Here is a 26,241-nt window from a genome sequence, read left to right as displayed (position 1 = left end):
CCTCTCGCGCCGGACAGCGCGAGTCGGGCGGGGCTTCAGTGGAAGTGCGGCTGCGCGGGCGTCGCGTCTTCCGGCATCTCCGCGTGGACGATCTCGCCGAGCGGGTCCGCGTACAACGGGACGCCGCAATCGTCGCAATATTCGGGTTCGAAGCGGCCGGCATGGCGGCGGATGTCGGTCACGCCCGCTTCCTTCAACAGCGACGCGATGTCCTCGAGCGGTCCGTCGGCGGGCGCCTCGGCTTCGAGCGTCGCTTCGTCGACCGCCGCCTCGCCGTTCTCGCGGCCATAGAGCGGCCAAACGACGCCATAGATGACGTCGTTGCTGCCGCGGCGCGTGAACGCGACGCGATATTCGTCGATTCGACGCTCGCCGAACCCGGCGATCACGGCGCGCAGTTCCTGCGGCGGCGCGCCGATCGTGTCGAACAGATAGCGGATCGCGGTGCGTACGGTGTGCGGACGGATCCGCTCGTCCGCGTCGCGGCACGCGGAGTAGTACGCGTCGGGCAGCAGGCACTCGAATTCGCAGCCGGGCAGCGCGGCCGACAGATTGACGCCGCCTTGCGCAGCCCATTGCTCGAGGCATTGGCCGCGCTCGATGCGCGAGCCGTGCTCTTCTTCCTGCCAGCGGAAAAGCGGAGCGCCGGCGGGCGCGGCGACGACGGCAAGCAGGAAGCGCGGATCGGCGAGGATCGGCGAGGTCTCGGGCAGGTCGCCGAAGTTGAGCTTGACCGGATGGTTGCCGAGCGCCGCATGTGCGAGCTGCTGCGCGAGGCGGTAAGTCTCGACGTGATGGCGCGGCAATTGATCGATGCTGTAGAAAAAGGGCGTCATCGCGACGAGCGTGCCTTGCGCGAGCACGTGTGCTTGCAAATGAGTGCGCAACACGTCGGCGATCTCGATCTTGAGCGAGCCCGACGGAATCATGTAGCGGGTCCACGCGAGGACGGGGACTGCGACGAGAAGCGCCTCGTACGGCTTGCCGTCGTGCTCGACGGACAGCGATTCGCTGTGCGTCTCGGCCATGTCGGCGAGGGCGCCGTAGGCGTCCGGATGATTCTGCTGGAGATGATCGAGCGCGGCGTCGAGCGTGGTCTGGTTGCCGTTGCGGACGATCTTTGCGAGCAAGGCGTCGAGCTTGGCTTCCCAGAAGCGATCTTCGACGCGGCTGCCGGACGCAAACAGCGCGAGCGACAGACCGACCAGTTTGTCGGCATCGGGAGGGAGGCGTTTAGCGGTTCGCTGGCGCATAGATTGACATGGTTGGATGCGAGGAACCTATCATTTTAGTCCGTTCCGCGTATGTTCAGCGGTTTGCCGGCCTTTTGACAGTTTTCCGTATAGACAATATGCGAGCGCGTTCGGAGTGTGAATGTAAAAAGACAAAAGAATTTCCGAAAACCCCCTTGCGGGGTACGAATCTTATGTCTAGAATCACGCCTCTTTCGCGGTAACGGTGACGGGACGCGAGAGGGGAAGCGGGAAGAAGATCCAGGCGGTGCGCGGCGAGGCGGTAAAAAAGTTGTTGACGCGCTGCGAATAAGTGATCATAATCTCATTTCTCTGCTGCGGACAACGCAGCGCTGCTGAGAAGGCGGTTCGAAGTAGGAAGTGCTTCTCGCGGATATGCTCTTTAACAATGAACAGCCGATAAGTGTGGGCGCTTGATGGGGCGGACGATCTACGGATCGAAAGCGAAAGTATCAAGAGTCTCACACGAAAGTAAGTCAGGTTTGTGAAGCAATTCACGACCTGTCAGCTTTGAGTGAGCGACCGGTTGGAAACAACCGAAAACAGTAACAGGTTTGAACTGAAGAGTTTGATCCTGGCTCAGATTGAACGCTGGCGGCATGCCTTACACATGCAAGTCGAACGGCAGCACGGGTGCTTGCACCTGGTGGCGAGTGGCGAACGGGTGAGTAATACATCGGAACATGTCCTGTAGTGGGGGATAGCCCGGCGAAAGCCGGATTAATACCGCATACGATCTGAGGATGAAAGCGGGGGACCTTCGGGCCTCGCGCTATAGGGTTGGCCGATGGCTGATTAGCTAGTTGGTGGGGTAAAGGCCTACCAAGGCGACGATCAGTAGCTGGTCTGAGAGGACGACCAGCCACACTGGGACTGAGACACGGCCCAGACTCCTACGGGAGGCAGCAGTGGGGAATTTTGGACAATGGGCGCAAGCCTGATCCAGCAATGCCGCGTGTGTGAAGAAGGCCTTCGGGTTGTAAAGCACTTTTGTCCGGAAAGAAATCCTACCGACTAATACTGGGTGGGGATGACGGTACCGGAAGAATAAGCACCGGCTAACTACGTGCCAGCAGCCGCGGTAATACGTAGGGTGCGAGCGTTAATCGGAATTACTGGGCGTAAAGCGTGCGCAGGCGGTTTGTTAAGACCGATGTGAAATCCCCGGGCTCAACCTGGGAACTGCATTGGTGACTGGCAAGCTAGAGTATGGCAGAGGGGGGTAGAATTCCACGTGTAGCAGTGAAATGCGTAGAGATGTGGAGGAATACCGATGGCGAAGGCAGCCCCCTGGGCCAATACTGACGCTCATGCACGAAAGCGTGGGGAGCAAACAGGATTAGATACCCTGGTAGTCCACGCCCTAAACGATGTCAACTAGTTGTTGGGGATTCATTTCCTTAGTAACGTAGCTAACGCGTGAAGTTGACCGCCTGGGGAGTACGGTCGCAAGATTAAAACTCAAAGGAATTGACGGGGACCCGCACAAGCGGTGGATGATGTGGATTAATTCGATGCAACGCGAAAAACCTTACCTACCCTTGACATGGTCGGAATCCTGCTGAGAGGTGGGAGTGCTCGAAAGAGAACCGATACACAGGTGCTGCATGGCTGTCGTCAGCTCGTGTCGTGAGATGTTGGGTTAAGTCCCGCAACGAGCGCAACCCTTGTCCTTAGTTGCTACGCAAGAGCACTCTAAGGAGACTGCCGGTGACAAACCGGAGGAAGGTGGGGATGACGTCAAGTCCTCATGGCCCTTATGGGTAGGGCTTCACACGTCATACAATGGTCGGAACAGAGGGTCGCCAACCCGCGAGGGGGAGCCAATCCCAGAAAACCGATCGTAGTCCGGATTGCACTCTGCAACTCGAGTGCATGAAGCTGGAATCGCTAGTAATCGCGGATCAGCATGCCGCGGTGAATACGTTCCCGGGTCTTGTACACACCGCCCGTCACACCATGGGAGTGGGTTTTACCAGAAGTGGCTAGTCTAACCGCAAGGAGGACGGTCACCACGGTAGGATTCATGACTGGGGTGAAGTCGTAACAAGGTAGCCGTATCGGAAGGTGCGGCTGGATCACCTCCTTTCTCGAGCTTAACCGCTGCGTTGAGCGCTCACGCTTATCGGCTGTAAATTTAGGACAGGCTCAGGGGTCTGTAGCTCAGTCGGTTAGAGCACCGTCTTGATAAGGCGGGGGTCGTTGGTTCGAATCCAACCAGACCCACCAAGTTGTCTGGCGCAGGGAACCTGGGTGAAGTCTCGGTATGGGGGCATAGCTCAGCTGGGAGAGCACCTGCTTTGCAAGCAGGGGGTCGTCGGTTCGATCCCGTCTGCCTCCACCAATCTTCAATGGGAAGCGTTTGGATCACACGAAAGTGACGTGTGAGACGAGCATTTGCCATTGGCGATTGAGCCAGTCAGAGTGATATGAGTAACACCATATCGGCTGTCGTTCTTTAACAATCTGGAAGAAGCAAGTAATTTGGATAGCGGAAGCGTCTTGAGATGGACGTGGAAGTTATCCGGGTTGTGATTGTATCGAAGTATCTCAAGATGATTCGAACTTCATTGTTCGGCTCGATTTTGGAATACGGCACACACGTAGTGTGGGCTCCGCGTAAGTGCTAAAGCACTAACGCTGAGCGACACGCGAGAACTCAACCTGTAGCGACTGTCGAAGAGACAGACTCGTTATAGGGTCAAGCGAACAAGTGCATGTGGTGGATGCCTTGGCGATCACAGGCGATGAAGGACGCGGTAGCCTGCGAAAAGCTACGGGGAGCTGGCAAACGAGCTTTGATCCGTAGATGTCCGAATGGGGAAACCCACTCCGAATGGAGTATCCATAGCTGAATACATAGGCTATGTGAGGCGAACGCGGTGAACTGAAACATCTAAGTAACCGCAGGAAAAGAAATCAACCGAGATTCCCAAAGTAGTGGCGAGCGAAATGGGAAGAGCCTGTACTCTTTATTTGTATTGTTAGCCGAACGCTCTGGAAAGTGCGGCCATAGCAGGTGATAGCCCTGTAGGCGAAAACAGTATGAAAGAACTAGGTGTACGACAAGTAGGGCGGGACACGTGAAATCCTGTCTGAAGATGGGGGGACCATCCTCCAAGGCTAAATACTCGTGATCGACCGATAGTGAACCAGTACCGTGAGGGAAAGGCGAAAAGAACCCCGGGAGGGGAGTGAAATAGATCCTGAAACCGCATGCATACAAACAGTCGGAGCCTCGCAAGGGGTGACGGCGTACCTTTTGTATAATGGGTCAGCGACTTACGTTCAGTAGCAAGCTTAACCGAATAGGGCAGGCGTAGCGAAAGCGAGTCCGAATAGGGCGTTCAGTTGCTGGGCGTAGACCCGAAACCAAGTGATCTATCCATGGCCAGGATGAAGGTGCGGTAACACGTACTGGAGGTCCGAACCCACTAACGTTGAAAAGTTAGGGGATGAGCTGTGGATAGGGGTGAAAGGCTAAACAAACTTGGAAATAGCTGGTTCTCTCCGAAAACTATTTAGGTAGTGCCTCGTGTCTCACCTTCGGGGGTAGAGCACTGTCATGGTTGGGGGGTCTATTGCAGATTACCCCGCCATAGCAAACTCCGAATACCGAAGAGTGCAATCACGGGAGACAGACATCGGGTGCTAACGTCCGGTGTCAAGAGGGAAACAACCCAGACCGCCAGCTAAGGTCCCCAAATATAGCTAAGTGGGAAACGAAGTGGGAAGGCTAAAACAGTCAGGAGGTTGGCTTAGAAGCAGCCACCCTTTAAAGAAAGCGTAATAGCTCACTGATCGAGTCGTCCTGCGCGGAAGATGTAACGGGGCTAAGCTATATACCGAAGCTGCGGATGCGAGCTTTGCTCGCATGGTAGGAGAGCGTTCCGTAAGCCTGCGAAGGTGCGTTGAAAAGCGTGCTGGAGGTATCGGAAGTGCGAATGCTGACATGAGTAGCGATAAAGGGGGTGAAAGGCCCCCTCGCCGTAAGCCCAAGGTTTCCTACGCAACGTTCATCGGCGTAGGGTGAGTCGGCCCCTAAGGCGAGGCAGAAATGCGTAGCTGATGGGAAGCAGGTCAATATTCCTGCACCATTGTTAAATGCGATGGGGGGACGGATCGCGGAAGGTTGTCCGGGTGTTGGAAGTCCCGGTCGCTGCATTGGAGAAGGCACTTAGGCAAATCCGGGTGCGGAATTCAAGGGTGTGGCGCGAGCGACTTAGGTCGCGAAGCAATTGGAAGTGGTTCCAAGAAAAGCCTCTAAGCTTCAGTTTAACGATGACCGTACCGCAAACCGACACAGGTGGGCGAGATGAGTATTCTAAGGCGCTTGAGAGAACTCGGGAGAAGGAACTCGGCAAATTGGTACCGTAACTTCGGGATAAGGTACGCCCTGGTAGCTTGACCCCCCTGCGGGGGAAGGGTGAAGGGGTTGCAATAAACTGGTGGCTGCGACTGTTTAATAAAAACACAGCACTCTGCAAACACGAAAGTGGACGTATAGGGTGTGACGCCTGCCCGGTGCCGGAAGATTAAATGATGGGGTGCAAGCTCTTGATTGAAGTCCCGGTAAACGGCGGCCGTAACTATAACGGTCCTAAGGTAGCGAAATTCCTTGTCGGGTAAGTTCCGACCTGCACGAATGGCGTAACGATGGCCACACTGTCTCCTCCCGAGACTCAGCGAAGTTGAAGTGTTTGTGATGATGCAATCTACCCGCGGCTAGACGGAAAGACCCCATGAACCTTTACTGTAGCTTTGCATTGGACTTTGAACCGATCTGTGTAGGATAGGTGGGAGGCTATGAAACCGGAACGCTAGTTTCGGTGGAGCCGTCCTTGAAATACCACCCTGGTTTGTTTGAGGTTCTAACCTTGGCCCGTGATCCGGGTCGGGGACAGTGCATGGTAGGCAGTTTGACTGGGGCGGTCTCCTCCCAAAGCGTAACGGAGGAGTACGAAGGTACGCTAGGTACGGTCGGAAATCGTGCTGATAGTGCAATGGCATAAGCGTGCTTAACTGCGAGACCGACAAGTCGAGCAGGTGCGAAAGCAGGTCATAGTGATCCGGTGGTTCTGTATGGAAGGGCCATCGCTCAACGGATAAAAGGTACTCTGGGGATAACAGGCTGATACCGCCCAAGAGTTCATATCGACGGCGGTGTTTGGCACCTCGATGTCGGCTCATCTCATCCTGGGGCTGTAGCCGGTCCCAAGGGTATGGCTGTTCGCCATTTAAAGAGGTACGTGAGCTGGGTTTAAAACGTCGTGAGACAGTTTGGTCCCTATCTGCCGTGGGCGTTGGAAGTTTGAAGGGGGCTGCTCCTAGTACGAGAGGACCGGAGTGGACGAACCTCTGGTGTACCGGTTGTGACGCCAGTCGCATCGCCGGGTAGCTATGTTCGGAAGAGATAACCGCTGAAAGCATCTAAGCGGGAAACTCGCCTTAAGATGAGACTTCCCCGGGGACTTGATCCCCTTGAAGGGTCGTTCGAGACCAGGACGTTGATAGGTCGGGTGTGTAAGCGCAGTAATGCGTTCAGCTAACCGATACTAATTGCCCGTAAGGCTTGATCCTATAACAAGTCTGTTTCGACAGTCGTTAGCGCTTCAGCGCTTTACGAATGTCGAACGTCGAGTGTGAAGCACTCGACGTACTGCGGTTGAAGTACCGCGTACGTGTGAGATACAACCTCACAACCCCAGGATTACTGCTTCTTCCCAGATTGGTCGCGTTGCGAAGCAGCGCGACAACCCTCTTTGCCTGATGACCATAGCGAGTCGGTCCCACCCCTTCCCATCCCGAACAGGACCGTGAAACGACTCTACGCCGATGATAGTGCGGATTGCCCGTGTGAAAGTAGGTAATCGTCAGGCTCCCCCTCTCAAAACCCCCGCCCTGTCAGGCGGGGGTTTTGTCTTTCTTGCGCTCGCATCACGCGGATGGCCTCGGCCTGCCGCCCACGACTCCCCCCCCCGCCACGCCGCCGGACAGCGCCCCTCTTCTTACCCAAGCTCCTGCTCCAGTCAGGCACCAACGTACGGCTTGGCCCGACACGGTAGCGCGCACCACTGACGTGGCGTGCAATCGCACCGCGCTGACGTGGATCGACAGATTTGAAATCCGCCGTGAGGCGCGCGCCGATCCAGCCCTCTTCAAATTTGCCAGATCTCTTCCGGCGCATGCGATCGATCGTGCGTTCTCCGAACCGCTGCGCCGTCACGGATTCGGTTGCATTCACTAACGGATGACAAGGGCGCAGGATCGAGACGGGGTGGGGCGCACACCTTTGTCATTGCAATTCACCGGCAACCCGCTGTCCGGCCGTTGCGAGCGTCAGAGGATGCCGATTGTGCGCACCGGCGAACGAGTTTCGATGCCCGTTGTTCGACGAGCCGACGCCGACGCCCGACGCGTCCATGAGGCAAGCGCACAAACATGCCGGTTTCGCCAGGCGCCCACTCCACATCGGCGAATTGCTCGTCAGCCACGACATCGACATCGACCGCCGCGTAGGCGGCTGCATCGCCCTCACGGAGCGCGCCGCATCGTCGGGCATCGCGCGCGGAATGCGTGTGCGACCGGGCGTTCCGCCAATTCGGAAGGTTGCGTTCGTTTAAGCAGGACAAAAATTTAAGCTTGACGCAATTTCGGTCGAAAGGTAATTTTTTTGCCTGTCGGCCGCTGGAGCGTGGCCGCGTGCGCTTACTGATATCAATTTGGGCATCCGATGATCGATCGATTGAAATACAGTTTCTCCGACCTCACTCCATACGACGCATCGGTTGTCGACGCGCACGCACGGCTTTCCCGGCTGCTCGACGCGTTGCAGCTCGACGCGCTCGTGATCACGTCTCAGGACGAATACATCACCGAATGGCTGCCGCGCTGCAATAACCCACGCTATGCGCTGTCCGGGTTCGACGGTTCGGTCGGCTCCGGTGTGTTCCTGAGCGCCGCTGCGGCGAAGCGGATCGGTGCGCCGCAGTTCGTGCTGTTCGTCGACGGCCGCTATCACCTGCAGGCGGAAAAGCAGTGTGATCCCGCGCACGTGCACGTCGAGAAGCTCGGGCTCAACGCCGCGATGTGGCCCGCGATCGCCGACTGGCTCGTTGCGCATGCAACCGAACTCCGGCGCGTCGGCTACGACGCGTTGCGTTTGAGCGTCGCGCAGCGCGAGCGCTTGTTCGCGCATACGCAAGGCGCCGGCCTGCAATGGACGAGCCTGGCCGGCCGCGAGATCGACAAGGCGATCGCACTGCCGGGCTGGACCGTCGAGCGGCCGATTTTCGAACTGCCGCGCTCGATGACGGGCACCGGCATCGCGGAGAACATCGCGACGCTGAATCGCCGGACGCGCGAGCATCTCGGCGATCCGCACGCGAAGGTCGCGTTCCTGACCTGCGCGGCGGACGATCTGAGCTATCTGCTGAACAGCCGCGGCTACCATCTGCCGTGCGCGTCGTCGCACCTCGGCTTCCTGTTCGTCGTCGGCGAGGCGGTCGCGCTGTTCCTGCCGGAAGGCTGCGATCGCTGCCCGGTACAGATCGAGTCGTATCCGGCGCTGCGCGTGATCCGCAACGACGCCGCCGAACTCGAGCGCTTCCTCGCGCAATTCGATGTCGAGCACGTGTGCTACGGCTTCGAAGCGGTCAACTGCGCGCTGCCGGATACGGTGCGACGAATCTGGCCCGAGGCCCGTCACGTCGACCATAACCCGGTCGTGGCGATGCGTGCGAGCAAGACGCCTGAAGTGCTCGACCAGTTTCGCGACGCGTTCGCGCGCAGCTCCGAAGCGATCGCCGAGGCGATGCGCTGGGCGAAGACGGGCGAGCCGGGCAAGCGGCATTCCGAATACGATCTCGCGCGCGTGATCAGCGATGCATACGCCGCGCGCTCGGCCGTGGCGCTGAGCTTCACGACGGTTGCGGCGAACGGTGCGAATAGCGCGTCCGCGCACTACACGGCGGCGAGTCCCGACATCGAGCTGACGGAAGGCGAGCTCGTGCTGCTCGACAGCGGCGCGTACTTCGAAGGCGGCTTCGCGACCGACTGCACGCGCGTCGTGCTGCGCCGGACCTGCGCCGACACGCAGCCGCAGCCGTGGCAGCGAGAGATCTACACGGTCGCGCTGAAGGCGTGCATCAAGGGGCTCGTCACGCGCTTCTCGAAGGATGCGACGGGCGCGGAAGTCGACGCGGCCGTGCGCGAGGTCTGTCGCGCGCACGGCTACGATTTCAATCACGGCACGGGGCACGGCATCGGCATTCACGTGCACGAAGGCGGCGTGCGATTCAGCCTGGGTTCGAAGTACGGTCTCGTGCCGAACGCGGTGATCTCGGTCGAGCCGGGCATTTACGTGCCGGGCAAGGGTGGCGTGCGTATCGAGAACATCGTCGTCATCCATCCGAGCGAGCAGGAGCCGGACAAGATGGCGTTCGAGAACCTCGTGACCGTCGGCTACGACTGGGATCTGATCGATCTCGATCTGCTCACCGACGATGAGCGCGCATATCTTCGCGACTACGAGCAGTCGTGCGTCGAGCGCGGCACGAATGTGACGCATTGTCCGTTGTTGTAGCGACACGCGCACCGCGCGCCCGGATATGCGCCGGAAATGAGGAAACGCCGTCGAACAACCGTCCGGCGGCGTTTTTTGGGGTGCGCGCAATGAGCGTCGGCGAAGGCGCGACTGAGCGCCGCGCCTTCGCTTGCGCGCATCACGCGACGCGCGGCTCGTTCCAGCGGTTCGCGCGCCGGAAGGTGCCGATGTCGTTGAAGCGCACGCCGACCGCGCGCAACGCCGCATGGGCCCGCTTCGCGGTCAGTTGGCGAATGTAGAACGGATCGCGCACGACGAAGTGGTGAATCGCGTGCGTGCTGCCGAAGTTGAAGCAGAACAGCTGCACCGGAAGCAGCCACCACGGATTCAGCACCTGCGTCTGCTGGATGACGTTGCGCGAATCGATGTCGCCGTAGTAGTGCATGTTCGAACTGATGAAGTTGATGCAGAAGCTGCGCACGAAGTTCGGCCCGAGCCAGGTTACCGCGAGAAAGTCGACGATATGCATCGCCTGCTGGACGAGCGCCGGCACGTCCGGCTGATAGCCGAGCGCATGCAGCGCGAAGAGTCCGGCGTGATATGCGATGAATGCATGCCAGAGCACGTAATAGGCGTGGCCGATCGGCATGTACGACATCAGTTGCTCGATGCGCAGCCGCACGCGATCGCCGCGCGCTTGCGCGGGCTGCGCCGCGACGTACTGCAACATCTTGCGGCGCATGCCGAGCGGCCGCAGCGCGACGGCGAGCATGCCGTCCGCGAGCATCAGCAGACGCTTCACGCCCCAGCGCTCGCCGTTGGTGATCCCGTATTCCTCGAGGTCTGATTCGCCGCCCGACACCTTGTGATGGTGCAGATGCATCCGGCGGCGCGTCCACGGATTGATCGTGCCGGGCCGGGTGAGCCAGCAGAGCGTCATCATCAGATGATAGGCCCACGGCGTCTTCTTGAAGTACATCAAGTGGATCAGGTCGTGCTCGAGCTCGTGGATCAGCGACGTCGCGAGCGTCGCGACAGGCAGCGCGACGTACCACGCGATCGTGCCCTTTGCGTACAGATACGCGCTGGCGAGCAGCGTCGCGACGCAAAGCGCCATCACGGTCGCGCCGACCAGATTCTGATTGTCGAGCAGCGGATATTTCGCGCGCAGTGCGTCGCTTGCCGCATTGACCTCGTTGCGGACATACGCGACCTTTTCCGCGTCGCTCTTGAAGCGCAAAGTCTTGGACTTACTCATTGTTCGAATCCGTATCCCTGAAATCGGCGGTATGCCGATGACGCCATCTTAGAACCGTATGCGCATTCGCCGTGAGGGTCGGTCGTGCCAAAGGGGGAGTCATTTTAGGCCAATTTGCGGCGCCGCGATGGGTCATATCAGGCCATCTGTCGCTATAATCGGCCGGTCACCGCTCGGAGTCGATGTATGGCCACGTCCGTTCCGGACCCTACGAGGCAGTTGAACAAGGCGACCGTCTCGTCCGCCTATGCGCTTTTCATGCTGATGCTCGCGGAGGAGCGCGGCATTGCCGACGCGGACATTTTCGCGAACACGGGCGTCACGCGCGCGAAGCTCGAGGAGCCGGACGCGCGCATCACGCCGCTGCAGCAGGCGGCGATCGTATTCAATTTGCTCGGGAAAACGAACGATCCGTCGATCGCGATCGAGATCGGGCTGCGCAGCAGCCTGACGAAGTCGGGGATGATCGGCTTCGGGCTGATGAGCTGCGCGACGCTCGGCGAGGCGATCCAGCTCGGCATCCGTTATCTGCCGACGCGCGTGCCGTTCTTTTCGATACGGCTCACGGAACTCGAGCACACGGTGCAGATCGACATCCTCGAAGCGTTCCCGCTCGGCAGGCTGCGCCAGTTCGCGGTCGAGAACTTCATGGTCGAGACGGCGATCCTGTTCAACTCGCTGCTCACGCCGTCGCACGACAGGACGATGAAGGCGAACGCCGAGCTGTGCTTCGAGTGGCCCGAGCCGCCTTACTTCGTGCGCTATCGCGATCGTCTTCCCCGCTGCCATTTCGACGCGCCCGCGAACCAGATCCGCTGCGAAGCGGCGCTTCTCGACGAGCCGATCAAGACCGCGAACGCGCAGACCGCGCAGATGATCGTCCAGCAGTGCGAAGCAGAGCTCGCGCGGCTCGGCTACGCGGAGAGCATCGTCGAGCGCGTGCGCAATCTGCTGATCCGCGGCAGCGACGGCTACCCGTCGCTCGACGCGCTCGCGCGCGAGCTGCATCTGTCCGAGCGCACGCTCAAGCGCAAGCTGAGCGACTACGGCACGACGTATTCGGCGCTGCTCGACGAGATCCGGCTGCGCGACGCGCTGCGCCTGCTCGAGGGCACGCAACTGACGGTCGAGGAGATCGCGGTGCGTGTCGGCTACACCGATCGCGCGAACTTCAGCCGGGCATTCAGGCGTTGGACCGGCGCGTCGCCGAGCAGCAGGCGCTGAGCGCGACGCGCGGTCTTGCGGTCCGCGAAGCGTCGCATGCGACGTGCGTTGCGGGTCGTTCGAGCGCAACCGGGCACGGAGCAGGCGTGAAGTGCGCGCAACGTGCAGTCCGAGTACACCTGTCGGGAGCAGGGATGTTTGCATTCGCATCGATGCGTTTTCGCGACACATCGTCCACATTCCTTCAACCACATCAAGCGGCAATTCCCCACGCACAGTAGGACATGTCGATAACCTTGTGTTGTATTCCCGCAAGGCATACGATTTTCGAGCGGCGACGCGAAATGCGTAGCGCGCGGCTCGCGCGGCGCGAACGGCATAGGTAGCCTACGCGCGAGCGGCGGGCGCCGCGTCGACGACATTCCCGACTTCCTCCATGGTTCGACCATCACGCTGGGTGACATGACTTCCGTTCTTCTCCTCGAAAACATTCACGACAGCGCATCCCTGCATTTCGCCGATGCGCACGTCGACATCGAGCGGCGCAAGGGCGCGCTCGCCGGCGACGAGCTCAAGCACGCGCTGCAGCCCCATCAACTGGTCGGCATCCGCTCGGCGACGCATCTGATGCGCAACGAGATCGACGCCGCCCGCCATCTGCTCGCGATCGGGTGCTTCTGCATCGGCACGTCGCAGGTCGATTTGTCGGCGGCCGCGCATCACGGCATTCCGGTGTTCAATGCGCCGTTTTCGAATACGCGGTCGGTCGCGGAGCTCGTGATCGCGGAGGCGATCCTGCTGCTGCGGCGCGTGCCGGAGAAGAGCGTGCTCGCGCATGCGGGCGAGTGGGCGAAGGGCGCGGGCGGATCGTTCGAGGCGCGCGGCAAGACGATCGCGATCGTCGGCTACGGCAACATCGGCGCGCAGGTCGGCGTGCTCGCGGAGGCGCTCGGCATGAAGGTCGTCTATTACGACGTGCAGGCGAAGCTGTCGCTCGGCTCCGCGCAGCCCGCGCGCTCGCTCGGCGAAGCGATCGCGCTCGCGGACGTCGTCACGCTGCACGTGCCCGCGAATGCATCGACGCACAACATGATCGATGCGGACGTGCTCGCGCAATTCAAATCCAATGCAATCCTGATCAATGCGTCGCGCGGCACCGTCGTCGACATCGACGCGCTGCGCGATGCGCTCGTGCAGAAGCGCCTGGGCGGCGCCGCGATCGACGTGTTTCCGCGCGAGCCGAAGAGCAACGTGGATCGCTTCGAGTCGGTGCTGCAAGGGCTGCCGAACGTGATCCTGACGCCGCACATCGGCGGCAGCACGCAGGAAGCGCAGGAGAGCATCGGCGCGGAAGTGTCGTCGAAGCTCGTCGCGTTCCTGACGAGAGGCGATAGCGCGGGCGCCGTCAATTTTCCGCAAGTGAGCCCGGGCGAATGCACGTCGGCTGCGCGGCTCCTGAACGTGCACGGCAACACGCCGGGCGTGCTCGCGGTGCTCAACACGCTGCTCGCGCAGGACGGCGCGAACATCGTCGCACAGCATCTGCAGACGCGCGGCGACATCGGCTACGTGGTGACCGACCTCGACCGGGTGCCGTCCGACGCGTTTCTCGACAAGCTGCGCAGCGATCGCGCGTTCACCCGCAGCCGGCTGCTCCGCGGCGCATGAGGCGGCGCGCGGGCCGTCGGGACAAGGCTCGCGCATGATCTCACGCGAACCATTGATGCGCCGCCGCAGCGCCGCCGATAGCGACGGCGTTGGATTTCTCGCGGCCCGCGTGTAATATTGCGCTCCAATCGAATCGCCGCGTGGGAACGCCGCTCAAACGGATCACCGAATCCGGAGCGCCCGAACGAACATGTTCGCCCATCCGCGTCCCGCCGCGGATGGCGGGGCCGGCCGCGGCGAATCGCATCGCTTCGACGCGATGCGCGCTCGATGGAGTCGGATCGAGATCCTGAGATTTACTTAGAACAACAACGAATTTATCTGGGGAAGGGGGTTCGTGTATCGTGCGGCTTTTGATCCGCACGCTGTCGGTATTCCATCCGGCGCCCGCATGACGTCGCCTTCGGCGGCGTTGCGTGCGCTCGCCTACATTCCGAACGATTGCACGAGGCCCGCGCGGCAGACGCTCTGCGTTTGTCGCGGCTGACAGGCGTTTCATCGGCGTTGTGCACGTCGTGGGCATGCGCATTTCCGCCGATTTCTCGAAGAGGGCTGACGATGCAGTTCGAAGAGTTGAGCGATGACGAATGGGCGCGTATCGAGGGGCTGCTGGCTACGCAGCCGGTGCGGAATACGCGCTGCGGCCGGCCGCGCGCGCAGGCGCGTGCGGTCGCGAACGCCGTGCTGTGGGTGCTGACGACGGGCGAATGCTGGGGCGCGTTGCCGCGCCGCTATCCTTCGTCGCCGACCTGCCGCCGCCGCTTCGACGAATGGTCCGCGGACGGCACGCTCGCCGCGATCGTCGAGCGGCTGAAGGCATGCGGGCGACCGGTCGAGCTGCGCGAGCGGATCGGAGCGGTCGACGCGAAGTCTTCCGCGCGAGCGCGTCGCCGGTTCCAGTTCAACGCGTTCTGGAGCAGCCCCGAATCATGGTGCGGGCCTGTCGTCGGCAGTGGTGCGGCCGATGCGGGCGGGGACGGCCGTGTGCCGGAGCGAGGCGAAGGCGGCGCGGGCTGACGGAAAGCCATGCGGTGAGTCGCGCCGCGCATCGGGTGGCGCATCGTCGAATACGTCTTCGCGATTGCTCGGCAATCGACGATCGACGGGCAATCAATCGGTCGCGAACGACCGGCTTGTCATGCGCGTCGGCCTCGCGCGCATCGCGCGGTCACACCAGCGTCGAGCGTGGCGATGCATCGATCGATGCGCTCGTGCCTTTTCGCCGGGATGATCTTGATGTGGTCAGCGATGGCCGGACGCGGCGAGAAATCGCTCCGTAGCCGGCCGCCCGCACGGCATGTCGACCCATCGTCCGCCGCTGCCGCGCAACGCGTGGGCGCTTCGCTCGATGTGATTGCGTTGCGATTCGCGAGGATTCGCGAGCGACTACGCCGCTTGCCAGCGTGCGGCGGCGACGTCGATCTTGCGCGGAATCAGCTTGAGGCTCGCGAACGTATCGGCGATCTGCTGTTGATACGCGAGCGCCGCATGGTCGATCGGCTGCACGCCGTAGCTCGCGCGCTTCAACGCGAGCTCGAGCGTCGCGGTGTCGAGACCGACGAGCGGCGATAGCTGCGCGGCGACCGCGGCGAGGTTCTCGCGCGCCCAGCGGTCGACCGCGCCGACCTCGTCGAGCAGCGCGCGCACCAGCTGCGGCTCGGCTCCGGCGAACTTCCGGCTCGCGAGATAGTACTGCGTGTTGTTCACGAGCCCTTCGCCGTTCGCGATCACGCGCGCGTTCGTCTGCCGCTCGACCGCGGCGAGATAAGGATCCCAAATCACCCATGCGTCGACGCCGCGCTGCGCGAACGCCGCGCGCGCGTCCGCGGGTGCGAGATATACGGGCGTGATGTCGCGGTAATCGATCTTCGCGCGCTGCAGCGCCTTGACGAGCAGGTAGTGGACGTTCGAGCCCTTGTTGAGCGCGATCTTCTTGCCGCGCAGATCGGCGACGCTGCGAATCGGCGAATCGTGCGGCACGACGATCGCTTCGCCCTGCGGCGCGGGCGGCTCGCTGCCGACATAGACGAAGTCGACGCCGGCGGCGAGCGCGAAGACAGGTGGCGTCTCGCCGACGGTGCCGACGTCGATCGCGCCGGCGTTCAGGCCTTCGAGCAGCTGAGGGCCGCCGGGAAACTCGATCCATTGAATCGCGACATGCTGATCGGCGAGCCGCTTCTCGAGCGTGCCGCGCGCTTTCAGCACAACGAAGTTGCCGTATTTCTGATAGCCGATCCGCAGCGTCTTCGCGCTGCGTTGCGCGTGCGCGGCGCCGCTCGCCGACAGTGCGGCGAGGCCGCCCGACAATGGTGCGGCAAGCGCGGCCGCGACCGCGCCCGCCGCCTTCAGCAGCAGGCGGCGCGTGTCGTCATGAACGGATCGGGGAGCGGTGGAGCGGGGCGTGTCGTGAGAGGTCATGTGGCTCGTGTGTCGATGCGGTGTTTGCGCGCGATGCGGCTTGTCGCGGCGTGATGCACGGCCGTGCGGCCGCGCTGCGGATTCGCAGCCATCATCGTCGGCGCGCGCAAAGCGGGTCAATGGCCGGCTTCCACTTTGTTCTGCTATCGATTTCGTGCGAGAGAATTTGCGGATGCGGCGCGCTCGAGCGAAGGTGCGCGGCCGGCCTCGCGGTGCGAAGCTCGGGTGTGCGCGCGGCAATGGATGCTCGCGTGCCGATGCTTGCGCGTTTGCGGCGAACCGCATCGCGCGCGCAGGTCGTATCGGAGGGAGAGGGCTCGCAAGCGCGGGGCACCGGCGGGCGAGATGGGTTCGCGCGACTTTCGGGCGACGCGGGGCGATTGCGTGGCGGCTCGATCACGGAAAGGGAAACGGGGGGCGGGCGGCGCCGCGCGTGCAGGTGGCGCTCAGTCGCCCGATAGACCGCCGTCGCGGTTCGCCGCCCGAAGCCCATTGTCTGTCGCCCGTCGCCCAAAGCGCGCCGGCCGCGGTCGACCGGCCCGTCGCCGCGCAAGCCATCCGCCGCTGCCGATGCGGGGCGATGCTGCGTCGCAGCGCCCGAGCCCGCTGCTCCACGCCGGCCGCCCGTGCCGCGCCGATGCGCGTCCGCTTTTCACGAAGCAAGATCGATTTCATAATAGTCGCGCTGAACGGGATCGCGCGACGTGCCCGAGCGAGCACGCTCGCGGGGTGAGGAGAACCAGAATGGGCGAGTTGGCGGACGAATCGAGAATCTTCCTGTCGACATTGCAGCCTGAGCGCCGCGAGCGTCGGCTCGCGATGACGGCGGTGGTGCTGTCCGTGGTCCTGTTCGCCACGCTCGCGCCGTTCGTGCGTATCCAGATGCCGCAGGTGTGGGCGTTCATCCCGATCTATCAGTCGGCGATCGTGATCTGCGATCTGATCACGGCGGGCCTCCTGCTCGGCCAGTTCGGCATCCTGCGCACCAAGTCCCTCGTCGTGCTCGCGGGCGGCTATCTGTTCACGGGCTTCATGGCGAGCGTGCACATGCTCACGTTCCCCGGCCTGTTCCTGCAGAACGGGCTGCTCGACGCGGGCCCGCAGACCACCGCGTGGCTCTACATGTTCTGGCACGGCGGCTTTCCGCTTTGCGTCATCGCCTATACGTTCGTCAGCCGCGGCGAGCGCGGGCAGCCGCTCTACACGGGGCGGGTCGTGCTGCCCGTGATCGTCTGCATCGGCACCGCGGTCGTCGCGACGGGCGCGTTCGCCGCGCTGGCGACGAGCGGCCGCGAACTGCTGCCGGCCATCATGCAGAATCAGCACTACACGCCGCTCATGCGCGGCGTCGTCACGACGGTCTGGCTGCTGACGCTCGGCGCGCTGATCCTGCTCGCGTTGCGCCGGCCGCACTCGGTGCTCGATCTGTGGCTCGTCGTCGTGCTGTGCGCGTGGCTTCTCGACATCGCGCTGTCGGCGGTCCTCAATCGCGGCCGTTTCGATCTCGGTTTCTATGCGGGGCGCATCTACGGCCTCGTCGCGTCGAGCTTCGTACTGCTCGCGCTGCTGCTCGAAAACGGCAAGCTGTATGCGCGCACGGTGCTCGCGCTGCACGGCGAGCGGATCGAGCACCGGCGCGTGCAGGAGAAGACCGTCCAGCTGAACGAAGCGAACGAGTTGCTCGAGCAGCGCGTCGCCGAGCGCACGAGCGAGCTGATGACCGTGAACCGCGAGCTGCGGCGCGAGATCGCCGAACGCGAGCGCGCGGAGGAGGCGCTCGCGCGCTCGCGCGAGGAACTGCGCGAGATCGCCGCGATCAGCTCGACCGCGCGCGAGCAGGAGCGCGGCCGGATCGCGCGCGAGCTGCACGACGAGCTTGCGCAGACGCTCGCGATGCTGCGGCTCGATCTCGAACGCGTGTCGACGACGGGCAACGAGCTCGCCGGACGCTTTTTGGAAATGCGCGGACTGCTCGACGGCGCGGTGGCGGCGACGCGCCGGATCGCATCCGATCTGCGGCCGCTGATGCTCGACGATCTCGGGCTCGTCCCGGCAATCCAGTGGCTCGTGCAGGCGTTCCAGCAGCGGCACCGGATCGGCTGCACGCTCGTCATCGATCCGCCCGAGCTCGATCTCGTCGAGCCGCAGGCGAGCGCGACGTTCCGCATCTTGCAGGAATCGCTGACGAACGTCGGGCGCCATGCGCGTGCGTCGCACGTCGATATCCGGCTCATCGCCGATCATGACGAGGTGATGCTGAGCATCCGCGACGACGGCGTCGGCTTCGACACCGCGAATCCGCGCAAGCCGAATTCGTTCGGGCTCGTCGGTCTGCGCGAGCGCGCCTATCTGGTGCAGGGCACGCTGTCGGTGCAGACGGCGCCGGGGCAGGGCACGTCGATCGAAGTTCACATTCCGCTCGTGCAGTCGCACGAGGTGACCGTCCTGCAGAGCGGCGAACTGCGCAATTGACGCGGCGGCGCCCGGCGGCCGCCGTGTGCGTCAGCGCCCGGCTCGCGGGTCGCGCGGATCGATCGCGATCTCGCCGCCTTCCTTCGTGAACGGACCGCGCAGCGGCGATGGCGGCGTTCCCCGCACGCGTTCCGACGGTCGGTAGAGCCGGGCGCCGCGCCGCGTGTCGACGAACGGCCGGGTGATCGGGATCGGATGCGCGCGCGTCGCGTCGAGCAATTGCGCGACGCGCAGCGAAGCCGAGCTTCGCGCATCGCGTGCCTTTTTCGCGCAGCGCGTCGCATGCAGTGGGCTCCGCGTCGGCGATCAGCCGCTCCAGCGTCGTGTGGGCGTGGCGGGACGAGGCGGCCGTCGTGCCTCGGCCGTGCGGGCGGGCGGCGGCGCGATGCCGAAGCAGCACGCGGCATCATTCGAAAGCGGGCGAACAAAAGTCGACAGCGGACGAAACGGCGTTTCTATAGAATCGTCGACCCTTACATGTGCATTTCATCGCGCGGACAAGCGCCGCGCGCACGTTGCACGGCGCGTTGCACGATGCGATGCGCTGCACGACGCGATGCGCCGCCCCGCGCGATCGTCCGCCCCTCTTCACTTTCGCATCACGCATCCGCCATTCATGGTTCAACACGCATTCGTTTCCTCGCAGTCGCCCGCATGCTCCAAATCCGCTATCCGCCGTCGCGCGCCGCGCGCGCTGTCGACCCTCGCGCTCGTCTGCGCAACCGTGCTCCTCGCGACAGCCTGCGGCGAGCGCGCCGAGCCGCAGCGCGGCGGCGCGACGCCCGTGCTGACCGCATCGTTCAAGCCGAAGAGCGGATTCGTCGTGCCCGTTGCGATCGCGGGCAAGACTTATCACTTTCTCGTCGACACGGGCGCGAGCCACACGGTGATCGACAACCGGCTCGCGCAGTCGATCACGCAGCCGTCGACCGACGAACAGATTCCGATCGCGTACCGGGCGATGCTCGCGAAAGGCCTCGCGACGGCGGACGGCGTGCTGCCGCAGGAGCGCGTGCGCTTGTGGCAGCCATTGCCGCTCGCGCTCGGCAGCTTCGAGGTGCCGAGCTTCTATCCGTGGCTCGGTCTCGATCTGTCGTTGCTGTCGCAGGCGTTCGGCACGCAGATCGACGGTGTCGTCGGCATCGAGATCTTTCGCCAACTGAGCTGGGTCGCCGACAATCGCAGCGGCACGCTGACGGTCTGGCGTCATCCGCCCGCCGGGCAGCGCTTCCAGCATTGCGTCCCGTATCAGGACAGCTTCGGCCAGTCGCCCGCCGTGAGCGTCGACTTCGGCGATCAATGGACGATGTTCCGTTTCGATACCGGCGCGCGCCATTCGATCGTGTCCGCGCCGACGCTCGCGTTCCTCGCAAGCCACAAGGCCGCGAAGCCGCTCGGCGACACGGTGCCGAGCCTGTCGGTGAAGGGCGTCGGGCAGTCGCTCGACTACTTCGCGAAGGGGCTGTCGTTCGACGGCAAGCCGATCGGCGGCCTGCGCGTCGCGGAGGGCGGCGGCGACATGCTCGGGATGAACTTCCTCGCGCGGCTCGATCGCTACATGTTCGTGCCGAGCACGATGGAGTTCTGCTACGACGCGAGCCGCTTCACGCAGGACGATCCGCAGCCGCTGCGCACGATCGCGATCCGCTACGTCGACGGCCGTGTGCAGCTGTTCCACAACCGGCCGGACGAGCTCGGCCGCTACGGCCTCGAAAACGGCGACGTGCTTGTCGAGATCGACGGCAAGCATGTCGACCCGTCGGCCATCGACGACGTGCGCGATCGATTGAGCACGGCGCCGGCGGGCTCGCTCGAGATCGCGATCGAACGCGGCGGCGCGCGCCGCACCGTGCGGATATGACGCACGGCCTTGATCCGGCCGCTCGGGCGGCCGCGGGCGGCGCGTCCCGCGCGCCGCAGCGACGACGACTCGCGCGGGCTCGCCGCGCGTAACGCATTGCCGCATAAGAGAAAAATCGCGACGGCGCGTGCGGCGTCGCGAAACGTTGCGCTTCGCGCATGAGCGACTAAATTCAAAAAACGAGATTTGCGATCGCGCGTCCGATCGACTATCAGCGAAAAGAGGTATTTAATTGACATGAATCAATGCAAGGCAACGGTGCTCATGAGATTTTCGCGACATTGAAAATTTGAACAACAAGTTCCCATGAGACCAAAGAAAGCGATGGTGCCGGCGACGCACCCGCTTACCCCACGATCCGCAGGGGCGGCTCGCGTCGATGGCGGGAACGGGATGCCTTGCCGGAGAGGATGACAGTGACCTCGAGACCCACCGCTGCACTTGCCGTGCTGTGCGCCTTGCTGAGCCAGACGGCGCTATCCCAGGAACCGCAGACCGAACGCGCGCCCGACACGATGGAGGCGCGCGTGCTCGCATGCGCCGCGTGTCACGGAAGGCAGGGCGAGGGAACGTCGAACGACTACTTCCCGCGCCTGTCCGGCAAGCCCGCCGGCTATCTGTACAACCAGCTCGTCGCGTTCCGCGACGGCCGGCGCAAGTATCCGCCCATGAACTACCTGCTCGCGTATCTGCCCGACGCGTACCTGCATCGGATCGCCGACCACTTCGCGAGCCGGCGTCCGCCGTTCCCGGCGATCGCGGCGCCCGCCGCCGCGCCCGCGGTGCTCGGGCGAGGGCAGCAGCTCGTGAGGTCGGGCGACCCGTCGCGCAAGATTCCCGCGTGCGCGTCGTGCCACGGCGCGGCGCTCACCGGCATGGAGCCCGCCGTGCCGGGCCTCCTCGGCCTGCATGCGGAATACCTGAGCGCGCAGCTCGGCGAATGGCGCTACGGCACGCGCGCGTCGATCGCGCCCGACTGCATGCAGCAGGTCGCATCCCGGCTCACCGACACCGACGTGACCGCGATCTCGGCGTGGCTCGCGTCGCGGCCCGCGCCCGCCAATCCGTCGCCCGCCCCCGCGGGCTCGCTCGACATGCCGCTCGCATGCGGTAGCGAACCGCGCTAATGGAGGCCTCGGTGCACAAGCAATTGATCGTCAAATTCCGCAGCGCGCTCGCATTCGCCGGCGTGCTGCTCGCAGCCGCGGGCGCGGCGTCCGTCGCATCCGCGCAGCCGTCGAACGACGCGGCGACCATCCGGCGCGGCGAATATCTGGCGCGCGCGGGCGACTGCATCGCGTGCCATACGGTGCCGGGCGAGAAGCTCTTCGCGGGCGGCCGCGCGATGCCGACGCCGTTCGGCACGCTGTATTCGCCGAACATCACGCCCGACGACGAGGCGGGCATCGGCAAATGGACGGCCGACGAGTTCTACTCGATGATGCACACCGGCCGCTCGCGCGACGGCTCGCTGCTGTATCCGGCGATGCCGTTCGCCGCGTACACGAAGGTGACGCGCGCGGACTCGGACGCGATCTTCGCGTACCTGCGCTCGGTGCCGCCCGTGAAGCTCGCGAACCGGCCGCACGACATGCGCTTTCCGTACAACAACCGGCAGCTCCTGATCGGCTGGCGCACGCTGTACTTCAAGGAAGGCGAGTATCAGCCGGACAACGCGAAGTCGGCCGAATGGAACCGCGGCGCGTATCTCGTGCAGGGGCTCGGCCACTGCTCGATGTGCCACACCGCGATCAATGCGCTCGGCGGCAGCTCGGAATCGAACGCGTTCGAAGGCGGGCTGATTCCGATGCAGGCGTGGTACGCGCCGTCGCTCACGTCGAACAAGGAAGCGGGGCTCGGCGACTGGAGCATCGCCGACATCACGGGCCTGCTGCAGGCGGGCGCGTCGCATCGCGGCGCGGTGTACGGGCCGATGGCGGAGGTCGTCTACGACAGCCTGCAGCACCTGTCCGACGACGACGTGCGCGCGATGGCCGTCTATCTGAAGTCGCTGCCGCAGCGCGGCAGCGAATCCGCGTCCGCGCCGCCGGCGAAGATGCCCGCGTCGGAAGAGACGCGCCTCTACAAGCTCGGCGCGAAGATCTACGACGCGCAGTGCGCGAGCTGCCACGGCAAGACGGGCCGCGGCAAGACGCCGGCGTTCCCGCCGCTCGCGGGCAACCAGTCGATCCAGATGACGTCCGCGGTGAATCCGATCCGCATGGTGCTGAACGGCGGCTACGCGCCCGGCACCGCGAAGAATCCCGAGCCCTACGGCATGCCGCCTTTCGCCCAGTCGCTGTCGGACGACGAGGTGGCCGCCGTGACGACGTTCATCCGCACCGCCTGGGGCAACCGCGGCGCGCCGGTTTCCGCGAAGGAAGCCAACGCGCTGCGTTCCGCTCCGCTCTATTGAGGACATCATGAGCGACACTTCCCAACGACGCGGGGGCGACCCCGATCCGCACGACGACGCGGTCGACGAGATCGTCCGCGCGGGGCCGCGCGGCGCGCTCGCGCTCGCGGGCACCGCGACGGCGATCGTGATCGCGCTGTGGTTCGCCTTCTACTTTCTCGTCTTCCTGCCTCGCGGCGTGATCCAATAATCCGGCTCCCATGTCCAAACAACCTATGCCAGACCGTCTCGACGGCGCGCAGCTCGCGGCCCGGATCGAGCGCAGGTGGGCGATCCTCGCCGTCGGCCTGATGATCGTCCTCGTCGCCATGATGGTGTACACCGGCCTTCACTGGGCGATGATGCCGCCGTCGCGCGTCGAGACGATCGACCCGACGACGCTGCATGTCTCGGGCGAATTCGTCGAGAGCAACCTCGGCACAGCGCGCGAGCCGGACGGCTCGGTCACGGTGCGCGTGATCGGCCAGCAGTACTCGTTCACGCCGCAGTGCATCCTCGTGCCGGCGAACACGCCCGTCACGTTTCGCGCGACGAGCGCGGACGTCGTGCACGGCTTCCTCATCACCGACACCAACATCAACTCGATGCTCGAGCCGGGTTACGTCGCGACGTTCAGGACGACCTTCGACAAGCCGAAGGAGCACCTGATGCCGTGCCACGAGTATTGCGGCACGGGGCACGAGGGGATGTGGGCGCACGTCAAGGTCATTGACCGTGCGGAATTCGACAAACTGGCGTCCAGCGCGCGGAGATTGAGCTGTGTTAAAGAATAATCGACTGGTGCTCGCCCATTTCTGGCTCGCGTTCGCGGTCTTCGGCGTCGCGCTGCTGCTCGGCGCGTGGCAGATGCTCGCGCGCAGTCCGCTACATCCGTGGCTCGGCAATCCCGAGCTCTACTACCGTTCGGTGACGGCGCACGGCTCGGTGATGGGCTACGTGTTCCCGACGCTGATCGCGATGGGCTTCGGCTATGCGATCAGCGAGCTCGCGCTCAAGATGCCGCTCGTCGGCCGCCGCTGGGCGTGGACGGGCTTCTGGCTGATCGCGCTCGGCTCGGTCGTCGCGATGACGCCCGTGTCGCTCGGCCTGTCGTCGGTGCTGTACACGTTCTATCCGCCGATGATCGGCAGTCCGTTCTACTACCTCGGCGTCGTGCTCGTCGTCGTCGGGTCGTGGATCTGGGTCGCGCTGATGTCGGTGAACCTGTACGCGTGGAAGAAGGCGAATCCGGGCGCGCCGATCCCGCTCGCGATGTTCGCGAACGTCGCGGGCGCCTATCTGTGGGGCTGGACCGCGGTCGGCGCCGCGATCGAGATCCTGTTCCAGATCCTGCCCGTCGCGCTCGGGCTCAAGTCGACGATCGACGCGGGCCTCGCGCGCGTGTTCTTCTCGTGGACGCTGCATGCGATCGTCTACTTCTGGCTGATTCCCGCGTATATCGCGTACTACACGCTCGTGCCGCGCGCGATCGGCGGCAAGCTGTACAGCGACGGGATGGCGCGCATCTCGTTCATCCTGTTCCTCGTCGGTGCGATGCCGATCGGCATTCACCACCTGTTCGCCGATCCGCAGGTCGGCTCGGGCTTCAAGTTTCTGCAGTCGGTGTTCACGGCGCTCGTCGCGGTGCCGACGCTCCTCACGGTGTTCACGGTGTGCGCGTCGGTCGAGATCGCCGCGCGGCTGCGCGGCGGCAAGGGCGCGTTCGGCTGGCTGCGCGCGCTGCCGTGGCACGAGCCGATGATGCTCGCCGTCGCGTTCTCGTTCGTGATGCTCGGCTTCGGCGGCGCGGGCGGGCTCATCAACATGAGCTACCAGCTCGATTCGACGATCCACAACACGCAATGGATCACGGGCCACTTCCACCTGATCTTCGGCGGCGCGGTCGTCATCATGTACTTCGCGATCGCATACGAGCTGTGGCCGCATCTGACGGGCCGCGCGCTCGGCAGCGCGCGCCTCGTCAAGACGCAGCTTTGGCTGTGGTTCGTCGGGATGATCGTCACGACGTTCCCGTGGCACTACGTCGGCATCCTCGGCATGCCGCGCCGGATGGCCTATTACGACTACAGCGATCCCGCGCTCGCGCCGCAGGCGATCTGGGTGATCATGTCGGTCGTCGGCGCGCTGATTCTCGTCGCGTCGGCCGTGCTGTTCTTCGTCGTGCTGATACGCAGCCATCGCGGCGCGAAGGTCAAGCCCGCCGAGTTCACGTTCAGCTCGGCCGTGCACGAGCCGAAGACGCTGCCCGTCGCGCTCAACAGCTTCGGGCTGTGGGTCGCGCTGATGATCGGCCTCACGGTCGTCAACTACGGCTATCCGATCGCGCAATTGATGGCGCTCAAGCAACCGTCGGTGCCGGCGATCTACATGGGGGCGCAACGATGAGCACGGAACGTCTGTTTTCGATTCGCAACCGCTGGTTTACGGTCAGCGTCGGGCTCACGCTGTTCGCGGTGGTCGCGTCGGTGCTGATCGGCTTCGTCTGGCTGCCGTCCGTGCAGAAGGATGCGCAGTTCCAGGGCATCTGGAACGCGATCTGCAGCGCGGCCGGCGTGCCGCGCGCGTGGCTGCCGTCGCAGCCGGAGCCGGCGACGGTCAAGACGAGCGCCGTCGTCGTCACGCCGCAGATGATGACGCGGACGGACAGCCTGTCGATCGGCCGCGGCGCGACGCTCGCGATGCGCTGCACGATGTGTCACGGCGCGCGCGGGATGAGCGACGCGAATTCGCCGAACCTCGCGGGCCAGTATGCGGCCGTCATCTACAAGCAGCTGAAGGACTTCCAGGCGGGCGCGCGCACGAACGCGGTGATGGCGCCGATGGTCGTGAATCTGTCCGATCAGGACATGCGCGATCTCGCGGCGTTCTATTCATATCTGCCGCGCGCCGCGGCGAAGCCCGCCGCGAATCCGCCGAAGATCGTCGCGAGCGGCGCGCCGATGCGCAACATCGCGCCGTGCGCGTCGTGCCACGGCGGGATGGACAACAAGGTCGGCGGGCCGTGGCTCGAAGGCGAGCCCGAGGTCTACATCAAGGCGCAGTTGCAGGCGTTCGCATCGGGCGCGCGGCACAACGACATCAGCGAGCAGATGCGCAACGTCGCGCGGCAGATGACGCCCGACGAGATCGCGGCCGCCGCGCGGTATTACGCGGGCCGGCCGTAACGCGGGTGCGCGCGGCGGCCGC

Annotated in this window: 16 protein-coding genes, 2 tRNA genes, 3 rRNA genes and 1 pseudogene; 17 read left to right on the top strand and 5 right to left on the bottom strand. The window is 63.8% G+C overall.

Annotation, left to right across the window (positions count from 1 at the left end; genetic code table 11):
- Positions 1 to 35 precede the first annotated feature (35 nt).
- Entirely contained in the window at positions 36 to 1,253 is a 1,218-nt protein-coding gene (locus BG90_RS01720) for a DUF2863 family protein (RefSeq protein WP_010114615.1), read from the bottom strand.
- 556 nt (positions 1,254 to 1,809) lie between these two features.
- Between BG90_RS01720 and BG90_RS01715 the strand changes: the two genes are divergently transcribed.
- The 6 genes from BG90_RS01715 (at position 1,810) to BG90_RS01685 (ending at position 9,837) form a co-directional block, all read left to right on the top strand.
- Positions 1,810 to 3,342, top strand: a 16S ribosomal RNA gene (locus BG90_RS01715).
- 63 nt (positions 3,343 to 3,405) lie between these two features.
- Positions 3,406 to 3,482, top strand: a tRNA-Ile gene (locus tag BG90_RS01710).
- 39 nt (positions 3,483 to 3,521) lie between these two features.
- Positions 3,522 to 3,597, top strand: a tRNA-Ala gene (locus BG90_RS01705).
- A gap of 355 nt (positions 3,598 to 3,952) precedes the next feature.
- Positions 3,953 to 6,833 (top strand): 23S ribosomal RNA (locus BG90_RS01700).
- A gap of 185 nt (positions 6,834 to 7,018) precedes the next feature.
- Positions 7,019 to 7,132 (top strand): 5S ribosomal RNA (gene rrf / locus BG90_RS01695).
- Together the 16S, 23S and 5S rRNA genes with 2 tRNA genes alongside form the textbook arrangement of a ribosomal RNA operon.
- Positions 7,133 to 7,986: 854 nt before the next feature.
- A complete protein-coding gene (locus BG90_RS01685) occupies positions 7,987 to 9,837 on the top strand; it encodes a M24 family metallopeptidase (protein WP_010114621.1) in 1,851 nt (616 codons plus the stop codon).
- Positions 9,838 to 9,976: 139 nt separating this feature from the next.
- Here BG90_RS01685 and BG90_RS01680 read toward each other — a convergent pair whose 3' ends face one another.
- A complete protein-coding gene (locus BG90_RS01680; RefSeq protein ID WP_025989738.1) occupies positions 9,977 to 11,056 on the bottom strand; it encodes a fatty acid desaturase in 1,080 nt (359 codons plus the stop codon).
- 186 nt (positions 11,057 to 11,242) lie between these two features.
- On the opposite strand from BG90_RS01680, the gene BG90_RS01675 reads away from it, so the two are divergent.
- Positions 11,243 to 12,280, top strand: a complete 1,038-nt coding sequence (locus tag BG90_RS01675) for an AraC family transcriptional regulator (protein WP_010114625.1) — start codon at positions 11,243 to 11,245, stop codon at positions 12,278 to 12,280.
- Positions 12,281 to 12,682: 402 nt separating this feature from the next.
- Complete coding sequence (serA, locus tag BG90_RS01670) at positions 12,683 to 13,888, top strand: phosphoglycerate dehydrogenase (RefSeq protein ID WP_010114627.1); 1,206 nt, start codon at positions 12,683 to 12,685, stop codon at positions 13,886 to 13,888.
- A gap of 40 nt (positions 13,889 to 13,928) precedes the next feature.
- Here serA and BG90_RS34510 read toward each other — a convergent pair whose 3' ends face one another.
- Positions 13,929 to 14,252 carry a hypothetical protein gene (locus BG90_RS34510; protein WP_124072290.1) on the bottom strand — a complete coding sequence of 108 codons (324 nt, stop codon included), beginning with the start codon at positions 14,250 to 14,252 and terminating at the stop codon, positions 13,929 to 13,931.
- A 27-nt stretch (positions 14,253 to 14,279) separates the two neighbouring features.
- On the opposite strand from BG90_RS34510, the pseudogene BG90_RS01665 reads away from it, so the two are divergent.
- Positions 14,280 to 14,905: pseudogene (locus BG90_RS01665) on the top strand (transposase).
- Positions 14,906 to 15,274: 369 nt separating this feature from the next.
- Here the strand turns inward: BG90_RS01665 and BG90_RS01660 are convergent.
- Positions 15,275 to 16,306 carry a sulfonate ABC transporter substrate-binding protein gene (locus tag BG90_RS01660; protein WP_025989740.1) on the bottom strand — a complete coding sequence of 344 codons (1,032 nt, stop codon included), beginning with the start codon at positions 16,304 to 16,306 and terminating at the stop codon, positions 15,275 to 15,277.
- Positions 16,307 to 17,050: 744 nt separating this feature from the next.
- Here BG90_RS01660 and BG90_RS01655 point away from each other — a divergent pair.
- Positions 17,051 to 18,778, top strand: a complete 1,728-nt coding sequence (locus BG90_RS01655) for a sensor histidine kinase (RefSeq protein ID WP_010114633.1) — start codon at positions 17,051 to 17,053, stop codon at positions 18,776 to 18,778.
- Between the two features lie 30 nt (positions 18,779 to 18,808).
- Here the strand turns inward: BG90_RS01655 and BG90_RS30945 are convergent, their stop codons facing one another.
- Positions 18,809 to 18,997 carry a thioredoxin domain-containing protein gene (locus BG90_RS30945; protein WP_010114635.1) on the bottom strand — a complete coding sequence of 63 codons (189 nt, stop codon included), beginning with the start codon at positions 18,995 to 18,997 and terminating at the stop codon, positions 18,809 to 18,811.
- Between the two features lie 397 nt (positions 18,998 to 19,394).
- Here BG90_RS30945 and BG90_RS01645 point away from each other — a divergent pair, with 397 nt between their 5' ends.
- The 7 genes from BG90_RS01645 to BG90_RS01615 all read left to right on the top strand — a co-directional run bounded on the left by BG90_RS01645 (position 19,395) and on the right by BG90_RS01615 (position 26,219).
- Positions 19,395 to 20,639, top strand: coding sequence for an aspartyl protease family protein (locus BG90_RS01645; RefSeq protein WP_010114637.1), 1,245 nt, complete (start codon positions 19,395 to 19,397; stop codon positions 20,637 to 20,639).
- Between the two features lie 410 nt (positions 20,640 to 21,049).
- The gene (locus BG90_RS01640) at positions 21,050 to 21,766 is read left to right on the top strand and encodes a c-type cytochrome (RefSeq protein ID WP_045568031.1); all 717 of its coding nucleotides are present in this window, start codon (positions 21,050 to 21,052) and stop codon (positions 21,764 to 21,766) included.
- Positions 21,766 to 23,055, top strand: coding sequence for a c-type cytochrome (locus tag BG90_RS01635; protein WP_010114641.1), 1,290 nt, complete (start codon positions 21,766 to 21,768; stop codon positions 23,053 to 23,055). Before BG90_RS01640 ends, BG90_RS01635 begins: the two co-directional genes overlap by 1 nt.
- Before the next feature lie 7 nt (positions 23,056 to 23,062).
- The gene (locus BG90_RS01630) at positions 23,063 to 23,245 is read left to right on the top strand and encodes a hypothetical protein (protein ID WP_010102575.1); all 183 of its coding nucleotides are present in this window, start codon (positions 23,063 to 23,065) and stop codon (positions 23,243 to 23,245) included.
- A 25-nt stretch (positions 23,246 to 23,270) separates the two neighbouring features.
- Positions 23,271 to 23,828, top strand: a complete 558-nt coding sequence (locus BG90_RS01625; protein WP_010102577.1) for a cupredoxin domain-containing protein — start codon at positions 23,271 to 23,273, stop codon at positions 23,826 to 23,828.
- The gene (locus tag BG90_RS01620; RefSeq protein ID WP_010114643.1) at positions 23,815 to 25,440 is read left to right on the top strand and encodes a b(o/a)3-type cytochrome-c oxidase subunit 1; all 1,626 of its coding nucleotides are present in this window, start codon (positions 23,815 to 23,817) and stop codon (positions 25,438 to 25,440) included. The genes BG90_RS01625 and BG90_RS01620 overlap by 14 nt, the downstream gene beginning before the upstream one ends.
- Positions 25,437 to 26,219, top strand: coding sequence for a c-type cytochrome (locus BG90_RS01615; protein ID WP_010114645.1), 783 nt, complete (start codon positions 25,437 to 25,439; stop codon positions 26,217 to 26,219). The genes BG90_RS01620 and BG90_RS01615 overlap by 4 nt, the downstream gene beginning before the upstream one ends.
- The last annotated feature ends 22 nt before the right edge of the window (positions 26,220 to 26,241 follow it).

It is taken from the genome of Burkholderia oklahomensis C6786 (assembly GCF_000959365.1).
GTDB classification, from domain to species: domain Bacteria; phylum Pseudomonadota; class Gammaproteobacteria; order Burkholderiales; family Burkholderiaceae; genus Burkholderia; species Burkholderia oklahomensis.
Note: the sequence above shows the minus strand (reverse complement) of the source record. Positions and strands in the feature narration are given on the sequence as shown.